This is a genomic window from Hydrogenophaga sp. PBL-H3 (assembly GCF_010104355.1).
Taxonomy (GTDB): Bacteria; Pseudomonadota; Gammaproteobacteria; order Burkholderiales; family Burkholderiaceae_C; genus Hydrogenophaga.
Window position 1 is genome coordinate 1,206,376 of sequence record NZ_CP044972.1, and the last position, 18,396, is coordinate 1,224,771.

Below are 18,396 nucleotides of genomic sequence, written 5' to 3' on the forward strand. Positions count from 1 at the left end.
GAGATTCAGGCGCCGGTGAAGGCTTTGACCCAGGTGTCGACCCTCGCGTCCAGGCGCGTGGGCCCGGCGGTGGCCAGGTCTTGGAGCGAAACCACCACCTCGTCGGTACCGCACACACGCCCGAAGATGCCGCCTTCCACCGAGATCATGGCCAGCGCGCTGGCCTGCAGCGCGGGGTTGCTCGCGGCGGTGGCGTCACCCACGGTGGTGCAGAGGAAACCCCGGTCCACCGCTTCGCGCAGCGTGGAGTGCACGCAGACCTCGGTGGTCACGCCACAGACGATGAGGCGCTCGATGTCGTGCGCGGCCAGCACCTGCGCCAGCCGCGTGCGGTGGAAGGCGCCGTAGCCGGGCTTGTCGATCACTTCTTCGCCCGCCACCGGGCGCACGGCGTCCACGAAGTCGTGGCCTTGTTCGCCACGCACCAGCAAGCGACCCAGCGGCCCGAGGCTGCCGATGGGGGCACCCGCATCCACGCTGCGTTGCAGTTTGGCGGCGGTGCAGTCGCTCAGGTCGCTCAGGTGGCCTTCGCGGGTGTGCACCACCAGCAGGCCGGCGGCGCGCGCGGCCCGCAGCAGCCGCACGGTGTTGGCCACCACCGCCTGCATGGGTCCGATGTCGATGCCAGCTTTGTCGGCGTAGCCGCCGGGGCTGCAGAAATCGCGCTGCAGGTCGATCACGACCAGCGCGGTGTGGGTGGGGTCGAACGCGGCGTCCATGCTCAGGCTCAGGCGGGTCGCGTGAAGCCGGTGGTGATGGCCTCGGCCATGCGGCGCGCCACCTCATCGGCAAGCAGCCGGCCCTTGATGGCGTCAGACCCCTTGGCCGACGAGAGCACGCCCGAGGCCGGCACCCAGTCGGTGCGCGGCGGGTACATGTCGTAGGGTGGAAAGTCGGCCGGGCCGTCGTCGGGCAGCAGGTCCATGCGCACGAGATTCGGGTGGAAGTGCAACATCATCGAGGTCTCCAGCACGGCCGCGTGTTCCAGCGCGAAGCCGGGAAACCCGTCGGGGAAGACATCGCCCAGGGTGTCAGGCGTCATGAAGTCCCAGTACTCCAGGCGCATCACCTGCAACTGGTTCGTCGGGTCGGCGGCCTTGGCGTCGCGCAGGCCGAGGTCGATGCCTTCGATCAGGAACCACTGGTTCTCATAGTGGCCGTTCACGATCACCAGCTTCGTCAGACCGTGCCGCGCGAATTCGCGCACCGCGTCGCGCACCTGGCCCACCAGCGTGGCCGCGTCCACGCTGGTGGTGCCGCAGAAATGCTGGCCGCCGCCGCATTTGGGCTGCGACTTGTAGCCATACGACAGCGTGGGTGCCACCAGCCCGCCCACGAGCGCGGCGGTGTCGGCGGCCACGGCACTCGACAGCAGGCCGTCGGTGCCCAGCGGCAGGTGCGGGCCGTGTTGTTCGAGCGCGCCCACTGGCAGCAGCACGGGCGGCTGGTCTTGCAGGACGCGCGACTGGTAGTCCACCCACGAGAGTTCGTTCATCCACACGGTGGGGTTCATTCAGGCTCCTTGGGGTTTGGGTTGAGGCGAGGTGTCCAGCGCTTCGGCGAACGCGGCCATGGCGATCAGCGCGCCGCCAGCCCACTCCAGGCCGGTCATGGATTCGTCGCCGAACCACAGCGCGCTCATCACCGCCACCACCAGCTCGGCCAGCAGGATCACACCGGCCTTGCTGCTCTCGATGTGGGTGACGCCGAACTGCCAGGTGGCGGTGGCCAGCAGCAGCCAGACGAAGCCATAGGCCAGCACGGCCAGCCACACGCCGATGCCCATGTTCGCGGGCACGGCGTGGCCCAGCGCGCTGGTGGCCGCAAGCGAGATGACACCGCAACCCACAAACACCGCGAAGGTCTTGCTCACCATGGGCACCTGCTGCGAGGCGCGCGCGATCACGTTGTTGGCCGGGAAGCAGAAGCCCGCCGAGAGCGCGAGAAAGTCAACGAAGGTGAAGGACAGATCGAGCCCACCCGGGCCGCCGAGAAAGAGCCACAGGCCCAGCAGCGCCACCACCACAGCAGCCCAGCGCAGAGGCGGGATGCGCTCTTTCAAAAACAGCCAGCCCCCCAGCACCGACCACACGGGCGAGAGGTAAAACAAAAACATCACCCGCACCACGTCGCCCAGCATCAGCGCATTGACAAACGAGGTGTTCGCCCAGCCACCCACCACGGCCAGCGCCAGCAGCAGGCCCCACTGGGGGCGCCACGCGGCGCGCTGGCGCCAGATGAAGACGCTGGTGAACAAGCCCACCACGCCGTAGGACAAAAGCGACACCATGGGACCGGTGAGCCCCTGCGCGATGAACCACTTCAGCGGCATCCACGACAAGCCCCAGAGCGAGGCGGAAAACAGCAGCACGCCGGTGGCGACACGGTTGGACGGTTGGGTGAGCAGGGACATGGCGGGTGATCAGGGCATGACGGAGCCGCCATTGGGCCCCAGGATCTGGCCGCAGTAGAAGCGCGACAAGTCGCTGGCGAGGAAGAGCGCGGTGGCGGCGATTTCCTCGGGCTCGGCCACGCGGTGTTGCGGGATCGCCAGCTCCTTCTCCATCCACTCGGGGCTCATGCTCTCCAGCGAGACCATGGCGGTGTTGACCGGGCCGGGCGCGATGGCATTGACGCGGATACCGTGCGGCGCGAACTCCCGCGCCAGCGACTTGGTCAGGCCGATCACGCCGGCCTTGGCCGCGCAGTAGGGTGCGTAGTTCTCGCGGCCCAGGATGCCGAGGTCGGACGCGAGGTTGACGATGACACCACTGCCGCGCGCCACCATGCCCGGCAGCACGGCGCGCGATACCAGAAAAACCGACTTGAGGTCGGTGGCCAGCATGCGGTCCCAATCGGTTTCGGTGGTGTCCAGGAAGGGCTTCTCCTGGATGATGCCGGCGTTGTTGACGAGGATGTGGAGGTCGCCCACGGCGTGCAGGGCTTCGTCCACCAGGCGCTGCACCGCCGCGCCGTCGCTCACGTCGGCGCTGATCGCCACGGCATGCCCGCCTGCGCTCCTGATGGTCTGCACCAGGGTGGCGGCCTGTTGCGGCTGGTTCAGGTGGTTGACGACCACGCGGGCGCCGGCTTGCGCGAGCGTCAGCGCGATGGCGCGGCCGATGCCGGTGGCCGCGCCCGTGACGAGGGCGGTCTGGCCTTCCAGAGAGATCGCTGCGTTCATGCCATCACCTCGCCGTGGCTGGCCACGAGGCACTGGCCGGTGAGCGAGCGGGCATCGGTGCTGGCGAGAAACAGGAACACGCCGGCGATGTCGGCCGGTGTAAGCATCTCGGGCACGGCCTGGCGCGAGAGGATCTCGCGCTCCACCTCGGCCTCGCTGAGGCCTTGCTCAAGGGCCAAGGCGGTGAGCGAGCGCAGCGCGGCCTCGGTGCGGATCCAGCCCGGGCAGACCGCGTTCACGCGGATGCCGCGCGGCCCGAGCTCCAGCGCCAGCGAGCGCGTGAGGCCCACCACGGCGTGTTTGCTCGCCGCGTAGGCCGAGAAGCCGGCCACGCCGATGCGGCCCCAGATGGACGACTGGTTGATGACACTGGCGCCACGCGGCAGCAGGGGCAGCAGCGCCTGCGTGAGCCGCACCATGGAGGTGACGTTGTTGTCGAGCAGGCTGGCCCAGCGGTCCATGGCATCGGGCGCGTTGTCGTCCAGTGGCGTGGGGTATTCGGTGCCGGCGTTGTTCACCAGCACGTCGAGTGCTCCCCAGTGTTGGCGCACTTGCTCGGCGATGGCGGCCACTTGCGAGGCGTCACCGAGGTCGCAGATCGCACTGAGGGCTTCGGCAGGCTCAGCCCGAACGGTGGTGGGCGCAGTCCGAACGGCGTTGGTCTGGTTTTGCCGGATCAGATCCAGGGTGTTGGTTGCATCCACGCGGTCCAGCAGCATCAAGCGCACCCCCTGCGCCGCAAAGGCCCGCGCCAGCGCCTGGCCGATGCCACCGGCCGCGCCGGTGATGAGCACGGTCTTGCCCCGCAGGCCGTGGTCGGTGGCCATGTCAAACGGCCGTCAGGAAGGAAACGCCGACGGCGCCGAGGAAACCATCCGCGCGCCCCGGCGTGCCCGGTGGTTGCACCGCGCCGTAGTTGCTGGCCAGTACGCGCTTGACGCGGTTGACGTGGAAACTCTTCAGCAGCTCGCTCACGGTGATCACCTGCGCGTAGTTGTCGGGGTAGAGCTCGCGGTGGAACGCGGGCAGTCGGTACCAGGGCGCGGTGGGGCGTTCGTGGTGCGCGTTGTGGAAACCGAAGTTGAGCCAGACCAGGTTGAACCACTTGGCGTCCAGGCTCACCACGTCGCTGTAGGTGTTGGCCTGTTCGTAGGCCCGGTCGCGCAGTTTGTCCTTCGGAATCGGTGTGTCGTCCAGGATGGGGTAGGCGTCGTAGGTGTGCTGGAAGCAGTCGGCAAAGCGCAGCACCGTGATGAAGGTCAGGAACGCCACGAAGTACAAGGCGAGCGCCTTGAGTGACCACCAGCCCAGCAGCGCGAGCGCGGCCACGCGCACCAGCGCCACGCCGATCACGCGGGCGCGCGCTTCCTTCTTTTTCTCGCCCATGAAAGGCATGGCCATGACGAAGCCGCGCATCACGAACTCCACCGCCGGGACGTAGGCCCACTCCAGCGCCAGCACCACGCGGCGCACGGCGGGGTGGGCGCGCAGGAAGGCCTGCGCGTCGAAGGTGATCACGTCGGCGCGCTCGACGTGGTGGCGCATGTGTTTGCGGCGCATGTCGGCGAAGCTGGCGTAACAGCTGCCGTTGATCCAGCTCATGAGCGTGCCCCAGCGGTCGTTGGCCTGCGCGGTGCGAAAGATGGCGTTGTGCGCGAACTCGTGGATGAAGTAGGCCGACCACACCAGCGTCTGCGCCACCAGCAGCACGCCCAGCGCATTCAGCAGCCAGCTCGCTTGCCCGAGCAGGGCGATGCCAGCTGGCCAGCCGAGCAGGGTGAAGCCGAGGGCGGCCACGTTCGGCCACACGCCGTCCTCATATCGGAAAACCGGTTTCATGGAGTTGCCTTCAATGGAGTGCGGTTGCCACCGCACCGGTGCCCGCGCGGGCACCGGTGCGGCCACCCGGGGGATTACTTCAGGCCCTTGACCAGGCTGGCGTCGAAAGTGGCTTCAATCGCCGGGACCGTGGTGATCTGACCCTTGGCCTTGAGCAACTGGCCGATGATGTCGCCGCTGGCGTAGTACGAGGTGGTTTCCTTCGCGGGCGCGAAGGCCTTGGGCATCTCGGCCAGCGGGATGTTGTAGACGCCGGTGAGTTGTTCCTTCACCTCGGCGGCGGACACACCCATGAACTTGCCGATGATCTTGTGCGCCTCGGCCGGCTTGGCCTTCATGTAGGCCATGCCGTCCAGGTACGCCTTCATGATGTTGGTGATCTCGGCCGGCTTGGCCTTGATGACCTTGTCGTCGAACACCAGCACGTCGGCGATCAGGCCGGGCGCGTTCTTCGAGGAGAACACCACCTTGAATTTTTTGCCGCCGCCCTGGCCAAGGATCTGCGACAGGCTGGGCTCATAGGTCACGCCGATGGGCAACTGACCCGAGGCCATGGCCGCGGGCACCGCCTCGGGCGTCATGCTCACGGGCGTGATGTCCTTCTCGCTCAGGTTCACCGTCTTGAGCGCGTAAGACAGCAGGAAGTCCGAAGGGGAGAGCGGGTTGTAGCCGATCTTCTTGCCCTTGAAATCCGCGACCTTGGTGATGCTGCTGTCGGCCACGATGGCGTCGCCACCGTTGGAGTAGTCGATGGGCATGACCACCTTCATGTTGCGGCCGGCCGCGACTTGCCCGACCACCTGGTCGTAGGTCAGCATGCCGCCATCCACCGCGCCCGAGGCGATGGCCGCGGGGATCAGCGCCGGGTCGTTGAAGACCTGCAGCGAGACCTTGAGGTTGTATTTTTTGTAGAGGTCCAGCGCCTCGGCCACATAGAACGGGCCATAGCCGATCCACACCACAGTGGCGATCTTCATGGACGGGGCGCTCTGGGCGAACGAGGTGAGTGTTGCCAGCGACAGCGCCAGGCCCAGGGCCGGCTTGAGGAAGTGGTTGCGCCGGCTCGTCGGGGTGGGGGCAGAGGTTTTCATCATTGAGGCTCCATGGGTTGAAAGGACGCGCAGGAAGAACCGATCTGTGATCGTTCTCCCGGGCTTTTGTCCCTCCGTGGAGCCTGCGATGAGGCCGGCACACTCTCGGACCAGACACCGCGAACGCGGTCGGAACCCTAGTGCACCTGAGTGCTGAGCCGTCTCGGGGGCGGACCCCAGATCGCTCTTCTTGCAAGTGGGGTATCAGCAGAAAGCGTGCCAGCCTGTTTGCCGGTGACACGCCCTCTTTCGCGCCGCCCGGGCGCGGGTTCTGCACCAAAAGCAGATGGCGGCGGGACGCTCAGCCGCGCTTGGCCGGCGCGCTGCGCCCTGTGTTGGTGCGGGGTTTGCGCGGCGCTCGCGCCTGGGGTGCGGCAGCCGATTCGACCGGTTTGTCGGTGGCCGGCGGGGGCAGCAGTGGCACAAACGGTGCGCGCGCGTCGTCGGCCAGGCCCTGGGTGAGGGTTTCAAGGATCTCGATCAGCTGTTGCCGCTGTGGGAGCGTCAACGGAGAGAGCAGGCGCTGGTAGGCCTGTTCCGCCGGGCCCCGTGCCTGCAGCAGCAGCTTCTTGCCGGCCGGCGTGAGCACCACGGCCATTTGCCGGCGGCTGTGCTCGGAGACCCGCCGTTCGATCATGCCGCGCTCCTCCAGCCCCTTGCACACCCGCATCACGGTGACCTTGTCGAAGGCCAGCGCGCGTGCCAGTCGGGTCTGGTCCAGGCCGGGCTCGTTGGCCAGTACCGTGAGCACGCCGTACTGCGCCGGGGTCAGTCCCACGCTGGCACAGGCGTTCTCGAACACCGCCGCCGAAATCTGGTGGGTGCGGCGCAGCAAAAAGCCCGGGCGCTGGTACAGGTCGTTCAGGGTCATGAATGGTCGGCAAACTCGGGATTCTACGAATGGCGGCCAACCAAGTGTGACTTCCATAATGGTTCGCATGCTAACGATAGGAGACAACGGATGACACGCTCGAAAACCCTCGCCTGCCGCGCGCGTCGCGGATTGCTGGCCCTGGTGGTGTTCGCCGGCACCGGCCTGAGCCATGCACAGCCGACGGACACGCCGTTGCGCCTGATCGTGCCCTTCACCCCGGGCACCGGCATCGACCTCATCGCACGCACCATCGGACCCAAGCTGTCCGAGCGCCTGAAGCGCCCGGTGGTGGTGGACAACCGGGCCGGCGCCTCGGGCAACATCGGCACCGAGGCGGTGGTGCGCGCCGCGCCCGACGGCAACACCCTGCTGGTGAGCGTGAACACCCTGGTGATGAACCGCAGCCTCTATCCCGCCGTGCCGTTCGATCCGCTGCGCGACCTCACGCCGGTGAGCCTCACCAGCTGGGGCCAGCTTCTCCTGGTGACGCATCCCAGGACAGGCTTCAAGACCGCTGCCGACCTGGTGGACGCCGCCCGCAAGGCCCCCGGCAAGTTCAACTACGCATCCCCCGGCGTGGGCACGCCGCACCACCTGTCGATGGAGCTGTTCAAGAACACCAGCAAGACCTTCATCACCCACATTCCTTACCGCGGCACCGGCCCGGCGCTCACCGACATGCTGGGTGGCCAGGTGGATGCGATGTTCCTGCCGATCCATGTGGCGCTGCCGCAGATCCGCAGCGGGCGCCTGGTGGCCCTGGCCATCGGCAGCGACAAGCGCCATGCCCTGCTGCCCGATGTGCCCACGCTCACCGAGTCGCGCACCGCCGACGTGAACGTGGACATGTGGTACGGCGTGTTTGCCCCCAAGGGGATGGCGCCGGCCATGGTGGCCACGCTCAACCGCGAGATCAACAGCATCCTGGACAGCGACGACGTGAAGAAAGCGTTCTCCACCCAGGGCATGGACCCGAGCACCGGCACGCCCGAGGCGTTTGGCCAGCTGGTGCAGAAAGACGCCGAGCGTTGGGCCACGCTGATCAAGGCGCAGAACATCAAAGCGGAATGACCATGGCAGATCAGACCGCGATCGCGGTGGTGGGTGGCGGCATCGCCGGGCTGGCCTTCGCACTGGCGCTGCACCAGCGTGGCATCGCCTGCGACGTGTATGAGGGCGTGCCCGAGGTCAAGGAGCTGGGTGTGGGCATCACGCTGCTGCCGCACGGCATGCGGGAGTTGACCGCGCTGGGCTTGCTGCCTCAGCTGGAGGCGGTGGGCATCGAGAACCGCGAGAGCGTGTTCTTCAACCGTTTCGGACAGCGCGTGTACAGCGAGGCGCGTGGGCGCCACGCGGGCTACGAGCTGCCCGAGCTCGGCATCCACCGCGGCAAGCTGCACCGGATTCTGTTTGAAGCGGCGCTCCAGCGCCTGGGCCCGGAGCATGTGCACACCGGCCACCGCTGCAACGGTCTGGCGCAAGACGCCGGCGGCGTCACGCTCTCGTTTGCCGACAACGCCCAAGGCCCTGTAGCGCCGGTGCGCGCGCCCTGGGTCGTGGCCTGCGACGGCGTGAACTCGGGCGTTCGCAAGCACTTCTATCCGCAGGACCGCGTCTGCTACGGCGGCATCAACACCTGGCGCGGCACCTCGGTGCACAAACCGATCCTGGGCGGCCAGAGCTACATCCGCATTGGCTCCATCGACACCGGCAAGATGGTGATCTATCCCATCGTGGACAACGTGGACGCCCAGGGCAACCAGCTCATCAATTGGGTGGCCGAGATCCGCGACAGCGAAGCCCGCATGAACGACTGGAACCGGCCCGGCCGCACCGAGGACTTCCTCCCCACCTTTGCCGACTGGCGGTTCGACTGGCTCGACGTGCCCGCGCTCATCAGCTCGGCCGAGCACGTGTTCGAGTACCCCATGGTCGACAAGGACCCCCTGCCGCGCTGGAGCTTCGAGCGTGTGACCTTGATGGGCGACGCCGCCCACCCGATGTACCCGCGCGGCTCCAATGGTTCAGCCCAGGCGCTGATCGATGCCCGCACGCTGGCCGACGAGATCGCCACCGAGCGCGCTGCGGGTGGCGACTTGCGCGCCGCCCTGCAGCGCTACCAGGCCGCGCGCCTGCCCGCTACCTCCCGCGTGGTGGAAACCAACCGCACCCTGCCGCCGGATTTCATCATCATGAAGGCCGACGAACTCAGCGGTGGACAGCCATTCGACAACATCGATGACCTGATCAGCCAGGACGAACTGCGCGCCATTTCGGACAACTACAAGCAGATCGCGGGCTTTGCGTTGAAGGGTTGATCGTCAGAGTTCAGGCCTGACTTTCAGGCGCTATCGTTTCAACGCTCGCGCGCAGCCTCGTGCCAAGCCCGCTGCACGGGCGACAGCAGGTACTGCAAGACGGTGCGTTGTCCCAGCAGGATTTCGGCTTGGGCCTGCATGCCTGCGGTGAGTTCGTGGCGTCGATCGTCGCGCACCAGCGCCGCGTCGCGCAGGCTCACCGTGGCCTTGTAGCGCGGGGGTGGCAGGGCGCCGTCGGGTGCGGTCGATCGACCCGGCTCTTCGGTTTGTGCATCGGCGTTCACCCACTGCAACTCGCCGTGCGCCATGCCGTACTTCTGGAACGGATATGCGGCGAACTTGAGCTTGACCGGCTGACCCGGCCGCACAAAACCAACGTCTTCGTTGGACACCCACACCTCCACTTTCAGCGGTGCCTGCTGCGGCACCAGCGTGGCCAGCACGGTGCCGGGTTGCACCACTGTGCCCACGGTGTGCGTGGCCAACTCCTTCACGATTCCCTCGTGTGGCGCGCGCAGCTCCATCAGGGCGCGGCGGTGCTGCTGTTTCTGCCAGTCCGCCTCCAGCCGTTCCAGCTGCGAACGGGTCTCCGCGCGCTCGGTGTGCAGGCGCTGGCGGTGCTCGGCCTTGATTTGCTCCAGCTTTTTCAGCGACTGGTCGATGCTCGCCCGCGCTGAGGCGATCACGTGCTGCTGGGTGGCGAGTTCCTGTTCTTTTTCGATGCGCTCGCGGCGCTTGTCGCTGACCATGAGTTGGCCGGTGAACCCCTGGTCGGCGAGCTGTGCGTAGGCGGTTTCCTGGGCCTGGAAGTGGGGCAGCACCGCCTGCAGCCGCTGGCTTTGCTGCTGAGCGGCAGCCAGCTCTTGCTGCGCCTTGAGCATGCGGCTGCGTTCTTCGGCCAGTGCGCTGGCCAGTGCCGCTTCGTTCGCCAGTTGTTGGGCTACGGCCTCTTGCGCCAGGGGTTGCGGTTCATCTGCGTCGATGGTCAGCCGTTGCTCGGCCAGTTCAGCGTCCAGGCGGCGCAGCGCAAGCCGCTTGCGCCCACGCTCGGTGGTCAGCGCGTTGAGATCGGTTTCGGTGGTGAGCGCGTCCATGCGCATGAGCACTTGATCTTTGTGTACCGTTTGCCCTTCACGCACGAGGATGGCGCTGACGATGCCCGCCTCTGAGGGCTGCACGATCTTGAGGTAGTCCTCGGGCACCAGTTTGCCTTCGGCCACGGCCACGATGTCGAGCCGACCTACCGAAGCCCAGACGATGAGGAACACCAGCAGAGCCAGCAGGCAACACAGCACGCGCCGGCCGATGGGGGAGGGGGCTTGTTGCTGCAGGCGGATCAGGGGTGGGTGGAAGGCGAGGTGGGCGGGGTCGGGGTGGCGGGTGTCGGTCATCGTGTTGTTGCTTCAAGGTGGGGGCACGGCCACGATGACCCGGGCATTGCCTCCGGGTCACCGTTGTCATGGGCATCAGGCGGCCAGACTGGCCAGCCCCTCCTTGAGTCCATGGAAGCTGGCCAGGTGCGTGCCCGAGCCCACCGCGAGTCCGATGACACTGGCGCCCGCCAGATCGACCTGTTGGCCTCCCGCCGTCAGACCCGCCAGAGCGTGACCCGTGCCCAGGCTCGAATCGCTCCACAGGTCGTTGGCACTTCGCTCAGCGTCCATCTGCTGCAAGGTGGCGAACAGTTGTTGCCAGTGCCGTTCGATCTGGGCGCCCGCGTGGATCGACGCCATTTCGGGGGCGGAGGGCGGCGTTGCCTGGCGGGCGTTCCATGCGGACCAGTCCACCGGCGCAAACGGGACTGGTTGCGGCGAAGCCAGGTCGCTGAGGATCTGCGTGGTTCGCAGGTCACCTCCGCTTTGCAGAGTTCCGGTCTGCGCACCGTCATTGAGGTTGGTGTCGTGCCCCGGTGGTGGTGGGTCCACCCCCTGCAGCCGCGCCACCAGCGTGCCGGTGGGGCGCGCTTCAAAGTAGGGCAGGGGCAGGCGCAGCAGGTGGCGCATCACCTGCTCGCCCAGCACCGCGTCCATGCGGCTGCCGGTGTGCAGCACCAGGTATTGGCGCAGCCAGCTCATGGTGCTGGTGAACAGCATGAACACCACCAGCGCCAAGCCCAGCACCCAGAGCGTGCTCACGCTGTGGTGAGCGATCACTTTGTCGATGATGACCTGCGTGAAAAGCGGCGTGGCCAGGCCCACCAGCTGAATGGCCAGGCTGGCCAGCAGTACATCGCGCCACAGGCGGCGGTGGCGCAGCAGTTCGGGGATGAACCAGGCGAAGCCGAAGGCCGGGCGTTTGCCTGGGCTGGCGGCACCGTCTTCGTCTGGCCCTGCTGGGGTGGCCGGGTCTTGCGCGGCGCAGAGCAAGAGCCAGGGCTGGACCTCAGGGCTCAGTGCGTGCAGGTCGTTTAGGTCGTCCAGTTCACTCGGTGCTTCGCCCGGGCGGAACAAGCCCAGTTGCCCGTCGCTTCGGCTTGCAATCAGCAGCGGCGTACCGGCGCTGTCTTGGCCGGCGGTGCGCGCAAAGGCAACCACTGGAAAAGGTGGGGGTGGATGCGCGGGGTCTGGCCAGGGAACGGTCTGCGCCTTGAGCCCGAGACCGGCCAGGGCTTCGATCAGCGTAGGCAGATCCCACGGCGGGGCAAAACGCTTGATCAGCAGTTCGACGTCAAAGGGCTTGCGGTGCAAGCCCGCCAGGCTGCCCAGCAGCCAGACGGCTTCTTCTGTGCTCAGCGCGTGCATGAGCCCCACATCGTGGTGTGATGACAATTCCGGTCCTCCCTCGTGGCGCGCTCCTGGCGCAAGACCGAACGAGGCTAGGGAGGGCGAGGGGATGCCGGAAATACCACCGATGCAGTAATTTGGGGGGGAGAAGTTGTGGGGGGTATCTGACAAGTGGGTGGCTTGCCGCGCCGCTGACACCTGCCAGGAGCGGATTTGTGGCACTGTCTGGCAGGGTGTGGTCCATGGTGGACCGCTCACCCACCCTGCGCAACCCAGCATGCCGCGATCCACACACGCGAAATCAGACCAGAGGGGAGATGGCTCATGGCTCGGCGGGCGTGCCGGGCGCTGGCTGTGCGCGCTGGTCCTGGCCTGGGTTGCGGCCTGCCCGGTGGCCGGGGCACAGACCACGCTGCGCTACGGCGGTGACGCCGCGTTCGCACCTTTCGAGTCGCTCAACGCCAGCGGTCAACCCGAGGGCTTCCAGATCGAGCTGATGCAGGCTGTCGGGCGCGAGCTGGGTGTGGAGGTCTCCATCAGCCTGCAAGCCTGGCCTGCCACGGTAGAGGCCTTCAAGGCTGGACGGGTGGACGTGATCGCGATGGTGGAAACCACCGAGCGGCGTGCCTATGCCCAATTTCTCGAAGGCCACGCCGCGCCGGCCTTTGCGGTGTACCTGCCTGTGGGCAAACCTGCGCCGCGCGCCCTGCAGGATCTGCAGGGTTCGCGCATTGCCGTGCTGGACCACGAACCCATGCGCGAGAGCTTGCGCAAGTGGCTCTCCGGCATCGACGCCATTTACGTGCGCACGCCCGACGCGCTGTCGGCCTTGAAGGCGGTGCAACTCGGGTTTGCCGACATGGCCTTGCTGCCACGCGCCTATGCCGATCCGGTGGTGGCCTCAGGTGCCGTGCCGGGCCTGGTCGCCGGCTTGACCAACCTGAGCCTGCAAACGTATTCGCTGGCGGTGGTGCGTGACAACGACGAACTGCGGCAGCACCTGCAGGGCGCACTGGATCGGCTGGAGACCAACGGCACCCTGCCTGCGCTGCGCGAGCGCTGGCTCAGCGACAAGCCCGCGAACGCCGAACGGCAGGCGATGGAGCGCGACCTCGCGCAGCAGCTGCAGTGGACCTGGTGGATCGCCGTGGGTGGGTCGCTGCTGTTGCTCGCGGCTGTGTACCTGCTGCGCCAGCGCGGGCGTGCAGTGGCCACCGAGCGCGCGCGTCGCCAGGCGGCCGAGCAGTCGTTGCGCCGCTCCGAGGAGCTGTTGGACCACACCTTCCAGCGCAACCCCGAACCGATGCTGGTGATCGACCATGCGAGTGGCGTCGTGCAGGACGCCAATCCGGCGGTCGCGGCCCTGCTGGGTTTGCCCGAGCATGAGGTGGTGGGTCAGCCGTTGCGAGCCCTGGCCCACCACATCGGCATGGACAACCTCAAGCGCATGGCGCGTGCGATCGACCTGGACGGGCTGCTGGACGCGATGCCGGTGGCCGTGACCCGCGCCGATGGCCAGCAGCGCGCCTGCCTGATCAGCGCCGACAAGCTGCGCGTGGGCGAGCTCACCATCGTGCTGTGCATCGTGCGCGACGTGACCGAGCGCCTGGCGCAGGACCCTGTGTTCCGCCAGGGCTACCAGGCCTTGAACGATGAGCTGGCGCAAGACCGCCGTGACGCGCCCGAGTCGGTGCCGCCCAGCGACACGGGCGAGGACCGCCTGCGTGAGTTCACCCGCGCCGTGGCGCACGATCTGCGCGCGCCGTTGCTGGCCATCCAGGGGTTCATGGGGCTGATGCGCGAGCGTCTGAAGCTGGGTCACACCGAAGAGGCGCTGGAGTACAGCGAGCAGGTGGACAAGGCCACGCGGCGCATGAACGCCATGATCGAGGCGCTGTGCAACCTGGCACAGATCGATCAGCACGCCCTCCGGCGCAGCACCATCGACATGAGCGCCCTTGCCCAGGACACCTGGACGCTGGTGTGCAGCGGTGACATGGCGCGGTCCATCGAGATTCGGTTCGATCCCCTGCCACCCGCGCAGGGCGACGCCGATCTGGTGGCGCAGGTCTGGCAGAACCTGCTGCACAACGCCTGGAAGTACACCGCGCGCGTGCCACTGGCGCGCGTGCGGGTGGACAGCTTTCAGGAGGGACGGCGCACCTGGTACCGCGTCGCCGACAACGGCGCGGGCTTCGACATGGCACACGCCCGAGCCCTGTTCCAGCCGTTTCGACGCATGCACTCGGCGTCGCAGTTTGAAGGCAGCGGCATCGGGTTGAGCATGGTGCAGCGCATCGTGCGCCACCATGGTGGCAAGGTGCGTGTGCGCAGCCAGAGCGGCGTGGGCACGGTGGCCGAATTCACGCTCGATCCGTCAGCCTGAGCGCGGTGGCACTGCGCTCAAAGCGGGGGCTGCAAAGCCCCTGCGCACAGGTTCAGCCCCGGCCCACGAACGGCATCTGGCTGGCCATCACGGTCATGTTGAGCACGTTTGTGGAGAGCGGCAGGCTGGCCATGTAGCGCACGGCCTGCGCCACGTGCTGCACGTCCATCATGGGTTCGGTGGCCACGGTGCCGTTGGCCTGGCGCACACCCTGCGTCATGCGCGCGGAGAGCTCAGTCAGCGCGTTGCCGATGTCGATCTGGCTGCACACGATGTTGAAGTCGCGCCCGTCCAGGGCAATGGTCTTGGTCAGGCCCAGCACCGCGTGCTTGCTCGCTGTGTAGGGGCTGCTGAAGGGGCGGGGCGTATGGGCCGAGATCGAGCCGTTGTTGATGATGCGCCCGCCCTGCGGGGTCTGCCGGCGCATCAGGCCGAAGGCGGCACGCGCGCACAGGAACACGCCCGTGATGTTGGTGTCGATCACGTCTTTCCAGCGCTCGATGGGAAGCTCGTCGATCGGCACGGCCGGGGCATTGACGCCCGCGTTGTTGAACAGCAGGTCCAGGCGACCGTAGCGCTTCTCAATTTCGTCGAAGAGGGTTTGCACGCTCTGCGGATCGCGCACGTCAGCAGGTATCGCCAGCGCGTGCTGGCCGGCCGCTGTTGCCGTCTCGACCACCGCAGTCAGAGGTTCCGGGCGGCGTCCGGTGAGCACGACGTGAAAGCCGTCTTGCAGCAAGCCCAGTGCCACCGCGCGGCCAATGCCGCTGCCCGCGCCCGTGACCAGGGCAATCCGTTGCGAGGGTTCAGAAGCCATGAAGACGCCTTGTGCTGGGAGTGAATGAAGTTGCTCAGACCATGCCGTTGCGCTTGGCCAGTTCGACGAACAGCGCCGAGTGGTCCAGGTCGGCCAGGCCGTGATCGACCGACTGGGCGTAGAGCTGCTCGAACAAACCGGTGATGGGCGCATCGAAGCCGATTTCGCTGGCCGTGGTCAGTGCGTTGCGCATGTCCTTGAGTTGCACCGCCACCGCAGCGCGCTTGGTGAAGTCGCGTTCAACCATGCGCTGACCATGCACCTGCAGGATGCGGCTGTCGGCAAAACCACCGGTGATGGCCTGCTTGACCTTGCCCATGTCGGCGCCGCCTTTTTCGCACAGCAGCAGCGCTTCGGCCACCGCGCCGATGGTGATGCCCACGATCATCTGGTTGGCGAGTTTGGCCAACTGCCCCGCGCCGTGCGGGCCCACGTGCACCGGGCGTCCCAGCAGCTCGAACACAGGGCGCAGGCGCTCGAAATCGGCCACCTCACCGCCCACCATGATGGCCAGCGTGCCGGCCTCGGCGCCCACCGTGCCGCCCGAGACGGGCGCGTCCAGGTGGTGCAGGCCGGCGGCCGCCAGGCGCGCGGCGTGGTCACGCGCCTGGCGCGGCAGGATGGACGACATGTCGACCACCACGCTGCCAGGGCGCAGACTGGCCACGGTGCCCTGGGTGAACAACACGTCTTCCACGATGTCGCCGTTTTCAAGCAGGGTGATGACGATGTCGGCCTGGGCCACGGCGTCGGCGGGCGTGTCGGCCACGCGCGCACCGAAAGGCTGCAAGCGCTCGGCCTTGCTGCGCGAGCGGTTCCATGCGCTGACGGCGCAGCCGGCTTCACACAGGCGGCGGGCCATGGGGAAACCCATCAGGCCGATGCCGAGCACGGCGACTTGCAAGGCGGGGGTGGGTGGGGTGGAGGAGGCGGAGGTGTTCACTGGGTGGGTTGCAGAGGCGTTGAAGAAGCTTGTGTGGAGGCGGTGTCCGCCATCGCGACGCACATTTGTATACAGAATAACGGCGTTTGATGAGCCCGTCAGGACACGCTGAAAACGACCCCCATGACACAATGCGCGACCATGGAAAAAACACCTTCGACCGACCCTGTCTGGCTGGACCAGGAGTACAACAACCGGGCGCGGGTGCCCGAACATGCGGTGCATTTCGAGCGCTGGGCGCAGACCTCCGCGCAGGCCCGCCGGAGCAGCCGTCCGCTGCTCGATGTGAGCTATGGCCACGGCCCCGGTGAGACGCTGGACATCTTTCCCGCGCCGCGCAAGGCGGGTGCGCCGCTGGCGCCGGTGATGGTGTTCATCCACGGTGGCTGGTGGCGCAGCCTGGACAAGTCCGACCACTCCTTCATCGCACCCGCGTTCACGAAGCACGGCGCCTGTGTGGTGATGCCCAACTACGCGCTGTGTCCGGCGGTGACCATTCCCGAGATCGTGATGCAGATGGTGCAGGCCCTGGCCTGGACGTTTCGCCACATCGCCGCGCACGGTGGCGACCCGCACCGCATTTCGGTGGTGGGCCACTCGGCGGGTGGGCACCTGGCCACCATGATGCTGGCCTGTGAATGGCAGCGCGTGGGTGACGATCTGCCCGAAGCGCTGGTGAAGAACGCGCTGTCCATTTCGGGCCTGTACGACCTGGAGCCGGTGCGGCTCACGCCGTTCGTGCAGTCGTCGTTGAATTTGACGCCGGCCCAGGTGAAGAAGGCGAGCCCGGCGCGCTTGCCTGCGCCGCTGGTGCGTGAGGGCCGGGGTCAGTTGTATGCGGCCGCGGGTGCCGATGAGAGCAGCGAGTTCCTGCGTCACAACCGCCTCATCCAGCAGGCCTGGGGGTCGGAAGTGGTGCCGGTGTGCGAGGCTTTGCCGGGTCTCAACCACTTCAGCATCGTCGAGGCTCTGGCGCAGCCCAAGCATCGGTTGCATCGCTTGGCGCTTGGGCTGCTCTCGGGTTGATGTTTTTCTCCGGTGGCCCCCAAAGCCCCTCACATCAACAAATGCTCCCCCGCATTGTCCCCACCCAGGATCACATAGTTCACCTTGCGCACGTCCATCAGCTTCGTGCCGCCCGAGTAGCTGATGGAGCTCTGCACGTCCTGCTCCATCTCCACCAGCGTGTCGGCCAGCTTGCCCTTGATCGGCTCCAGGATGCGCTTGCCCTCCACGTGCTTGTACTCACCCTTGTTGAAGTCGCTCGCCGAGCCGTAATACTCCTTGTAGAGCACGCCATCCACCTCCACCGTCTGGCCCGGTGACTCCTCGTGGCCCGCGAACAGCGAGCCGATCATCACCATCGACGCACCGAAGCGAATGCTCTTGGCAATGTCGCCATGGCTGCGGATGCCGCCGTCGGCAATGATGGGTTTGGTCGCCACGCGCGCGCACCACTTCAGCGCACTCAACTGCCAGCCACCGGTGCCAAAGCCCGTCTTGAGCTTGGTGATGCACACCTTGCCCGGACCCACGCCCACCTTGGTCGCGTCCGCGCCCCAGGTCTCCAGATCGATCACGGCTTCCGGCGTGGCCACGTTGCCCGCGATCACGAACGATGAAGGCAGCTTCTCCTTCAAATAACCGATCATGTTCTTCACGCTGTCCGCATGACCGTGCGCGATGTCGATGGTGATGTACTCGGGCGCCAGGCCCTCGGCCACCAGCTGGTCCACCGTGGCGTAGTCGGGGGCCTTCACGCCCAGCGAGATCGAGGCAAACACACCCTGCGCGTGCATGTCGCGCACGAACTTCAGGTTGTCCAGATCGAAGCGGTGCATCACATAGAAATAGCCGTTCTTCGCCAGCCAGACGCAGATGGACTCGTCCACCACCGTCTTCATGTTGGCCGGCACCACCGGCAGCCTGAACTTGCGACCGCCGAGCTCCACACCAGCGTCGCATTCAGAACGGCTCTCCACGCGGCACTTGCGCGGCAGCAGCAGAACGTTGTCGTAGTCGAATATCTCCATAAGAACCAGGCTCCAGAAAACTGTTGTTGAACAGGGAGAGCGCTTGGCTTGGCCGGCTTTGTGCGTCAGGCACAAAAAACCGGGCGCAAGAATCTTGGGCCCGGTGACTGATTCTAGGCGCCTTGGGCCTCTTGGGGGCGGCTTTGCGCGCTGGCCACACCGTATGGCTGCCATACGCATGACCGTAT

Annotated in this window: 17 protein-coding genes and 1 riboswitch; of the genes, 4 read left to right on the forward strand and 13 right to left on the reverse strand. The window is 66.8% G+C overall.

Annotated features, from left to right (window positions below):
- Positions 1-5: 5 nt before the first annotated feature.
- The 8 genes from F9Z44_RS05860 to F9Z44_RS05895 all read right to left on the reverse strand — a co-directional run bounded on the left by F9Z44_RS05860 (position 6) and on the right by F9Z44_RS05895 (position 6,985).
- Entirely contained in the window at positions 6-719 is a 714-nt protein-coding gene (locus tag F9Z44_RS05860) for a cysteine hydrolase family protein (RefSeq protein ID WP_159604384.1), read from the reverse strand.
- Between the two features lie 8 nt (positions 720-727).
- The gene (locus F9Z44_RS05865; protein ID WP_159604385.1) at positions 728-1,513 is read right to left on the reverse strand and encodes a creatininase; all 786 of its coding nucleotides are present in this window, start codon (positions 1,511-1,513) and stop codon (positions 728-730) included.
- Positions 1,514-2,413 (reverse strand): DMT family transporter, encoded by a 900-nt coding sequence (locus F9Z44_RS05870; protein ID WP_159604386.1) that lies wholly within the window; start codon positions 2,411-2,413, stop codon positions 1,514-1,516.
- A gap of 9 nt (positions 2,414-2,422) precedes the next feature.
- Complete coding sequence (locus F9Z44_RS05875; RefSeq protein ID WP_159604387.1) at positions 2,423-3,184, reverse strand: SDR family NAD(P)-dependent oxidoreductase; 762 nt, start codon at positions 3,182-3,184, stop codon at positions 2,423-2,425.
- On the reverse strand, positions 3,181-4,011 hold the full coding sequence (locus F9Z44_RS05880) for an SDR family NAD(P)-dependent oxidoreductase (protein WP_159604388.1): 831 nt from the start codon (positions 4,009-4,011) through the stop codon (positions 3,181-3,183). Before F9Z44_RS05880 ends, F9Z44_RS05875 begins: the two co-directional genes overlap by 4 nt.
- A 1-nt stretch (position 4,012) precedes the next feature.
- Positions 4,013-5,023, reverse strand: a complete 1,011-nt coding sequence (locus F9Z44_RS05885; RefSeq protein WP_159604389.1) for a fatty acid desaturase family protein — start codon at positions 5,021-5,023, stop codon at positions 4,013-4,015.
- A gap of 74 nt (positions 5,024-5,097) precedes the next feature.
- Positions 5,098-6,114, reverse strand: coding sequence for an ABC transporter substrate-binding protein (locus F9Z44_RS05890; RefSeq protein WP_159604390.1), 1,017 nt, complete (start codon positions 6,112-6,114; stop codon positions 5,098-5,100).
- Between the two features lie 53 nt (positions 6,115-6,167).
- Positions 6,168-6,266, reverse strand: a riboswitch (guanidine-I (ykkC/yxkD leader).
- Between the two features lie 149 nt (positions 6,267-6,415).
- The gene (locus F9Z44_RS05895) at positions 6,416-6,985 is read right to left on the reverse strand and encodes a MarR family winged helix-turn-helix transcriptional regulator (RefSeq protein WP_159604391.1); all 570 of its coding nucleotides are present in this window, start codon (positions 6,983-6,985) and stop codon (positions 6,416-6,418) included.
- Positions 6,986-7,075: 90 nt separating this feature from the next.
- Here F9Z44_RS05895 and F9Z44_RS05900 point away from each other — a divergent pair, with 90 nt between their 5' ends.
- Positions 7,076-8,059 carry a tripartite tricarboxylate transporter substrate binding protein gene (locus F9Z44_RS05900; RefSeq protein ID WP_159604392.1) on the forward strand — a complete coding sequence of 328 codons (984 nt, stop codon included), beginning with the start codon at positions 7,076-7,078 and terminating at the stop codon, positions 8,057-8,059.
- 2 nt (positions 8,060-8,061) lie between these two features.
- Complete coding sequence (locus tag F9Z44_RS05905) at positions 8,062-9,306, forward strand: flavin-dependent oxidoreductase (RefSeq protein WP_201450015.1); 1,245 nt, start codon at positions 8,062-8,064, stop codon at positions 9,304-9,306.
- 38 nt (positions 9,307-9,344) lie between these two features.
- Here F9Z44_RS05905 and F9Z44_RS05910 read toward each other — a convergent pair whose 3' ends face one another.
- Both F9Z44_RS05910 and F9Z44_RS05915 read right to left on the reverse strand, forming a co-directional pair.
- A complete protein-coding gene (locus F9Z44_RS05910) occupies positions 9,345-10,697 on the reverse strand; it encodes an HlyD family type I secretion periplasmic adaptor subunit (protein ID WP_159604395.1) in 1,353 nt (450 codons plus the stop codon).
- Positions 10,698-10,772: 75 nt separating this feature from the next.
- A complete protein-coding gene (locus F9Z44_RS05915) occupies positions 10,773-12,074 on the reverse strand; it encodes an ABC transporter transmembrane domain-containing protein (protein WP_201450016.1) in 1,302 nt (433 codons plus the stop codon).
- Between the two features lie 232 nt (positions 12,075-12,306).
- Here F9Z44_RS05915 and F9Z44_RS05920 point away from each other — a divergent pair, with 232 nt between their 5' ends.
- Entirely contained in the window at positions 12,307-14,415 is a 2,109-nt protein-coding gene (locus F9Z44_RS05920; protein WP_159604397.1) for a transporter substrate-binding domain-containing protein, read from the forward strand.
- A gap of 52 nt (positions 14,416-14,467) precedes the next feature.
- On the opposite strand, the gene F9Z44_RS05925 is transcribed toward F9Z44_RS05920, so the two are convergent.
- The gene (locus F9Z44_RS05925; protein ID WP_159604399.1) at positions 14,468-15,232 is read right to left on the reverse strand and encodes an SDR family oxidoreductase; all 765 of its coding nucleotides are present in this window, start codon (positions 15,230-15,232) and stop codon (positions 14,468-14,470) included.
- A gap of 34 nt (positions 15,233-15,266) precedes the next feature.
- Complete coding sequence (locus F9Z44_RS05930; protein WP_236574330.1) at positions 15,267-16,106, reverse strand: NAD(P)-dependent oxidoreductase; 840 nt, start codon at positions 16,104-16,106, stop codon at positions 15,267-15,269.
- Positions 16,107-16,316: 210 nt separating this feature from the next.
- Here F9Z44_RS05930 and F9Z44_RS05935 point away from each other — a divergent pair, with 210 nt between their 5' ends.
- A complete protein-coding gene (locus F9Z44_RS05935; RefSeq protein WP_236574272.1) occupies positions 16,317-17,201 on the forward strand; it encodes an alpha/beta hydrolase in 885 nt (294 codons plus the stop codon).
- Between the two features lie 29 nt (positions 17,202-17,230).
- Here the strand turns inward: F9Z44_RS05935 and F9Z44_RS05940 are convergent, their stop codons facing one another.
- A complete protein-coding gene (locus F9Z44_RS05940) occupies positions 17,231-18,208 on the reverse strand; it encodes a GMP reductase (protein ID WP_159604402.1) in 978 nt (325 codons plus the stop codon).
- Positions 18,209-18,396: the final 188 nt, after the last annotated feature.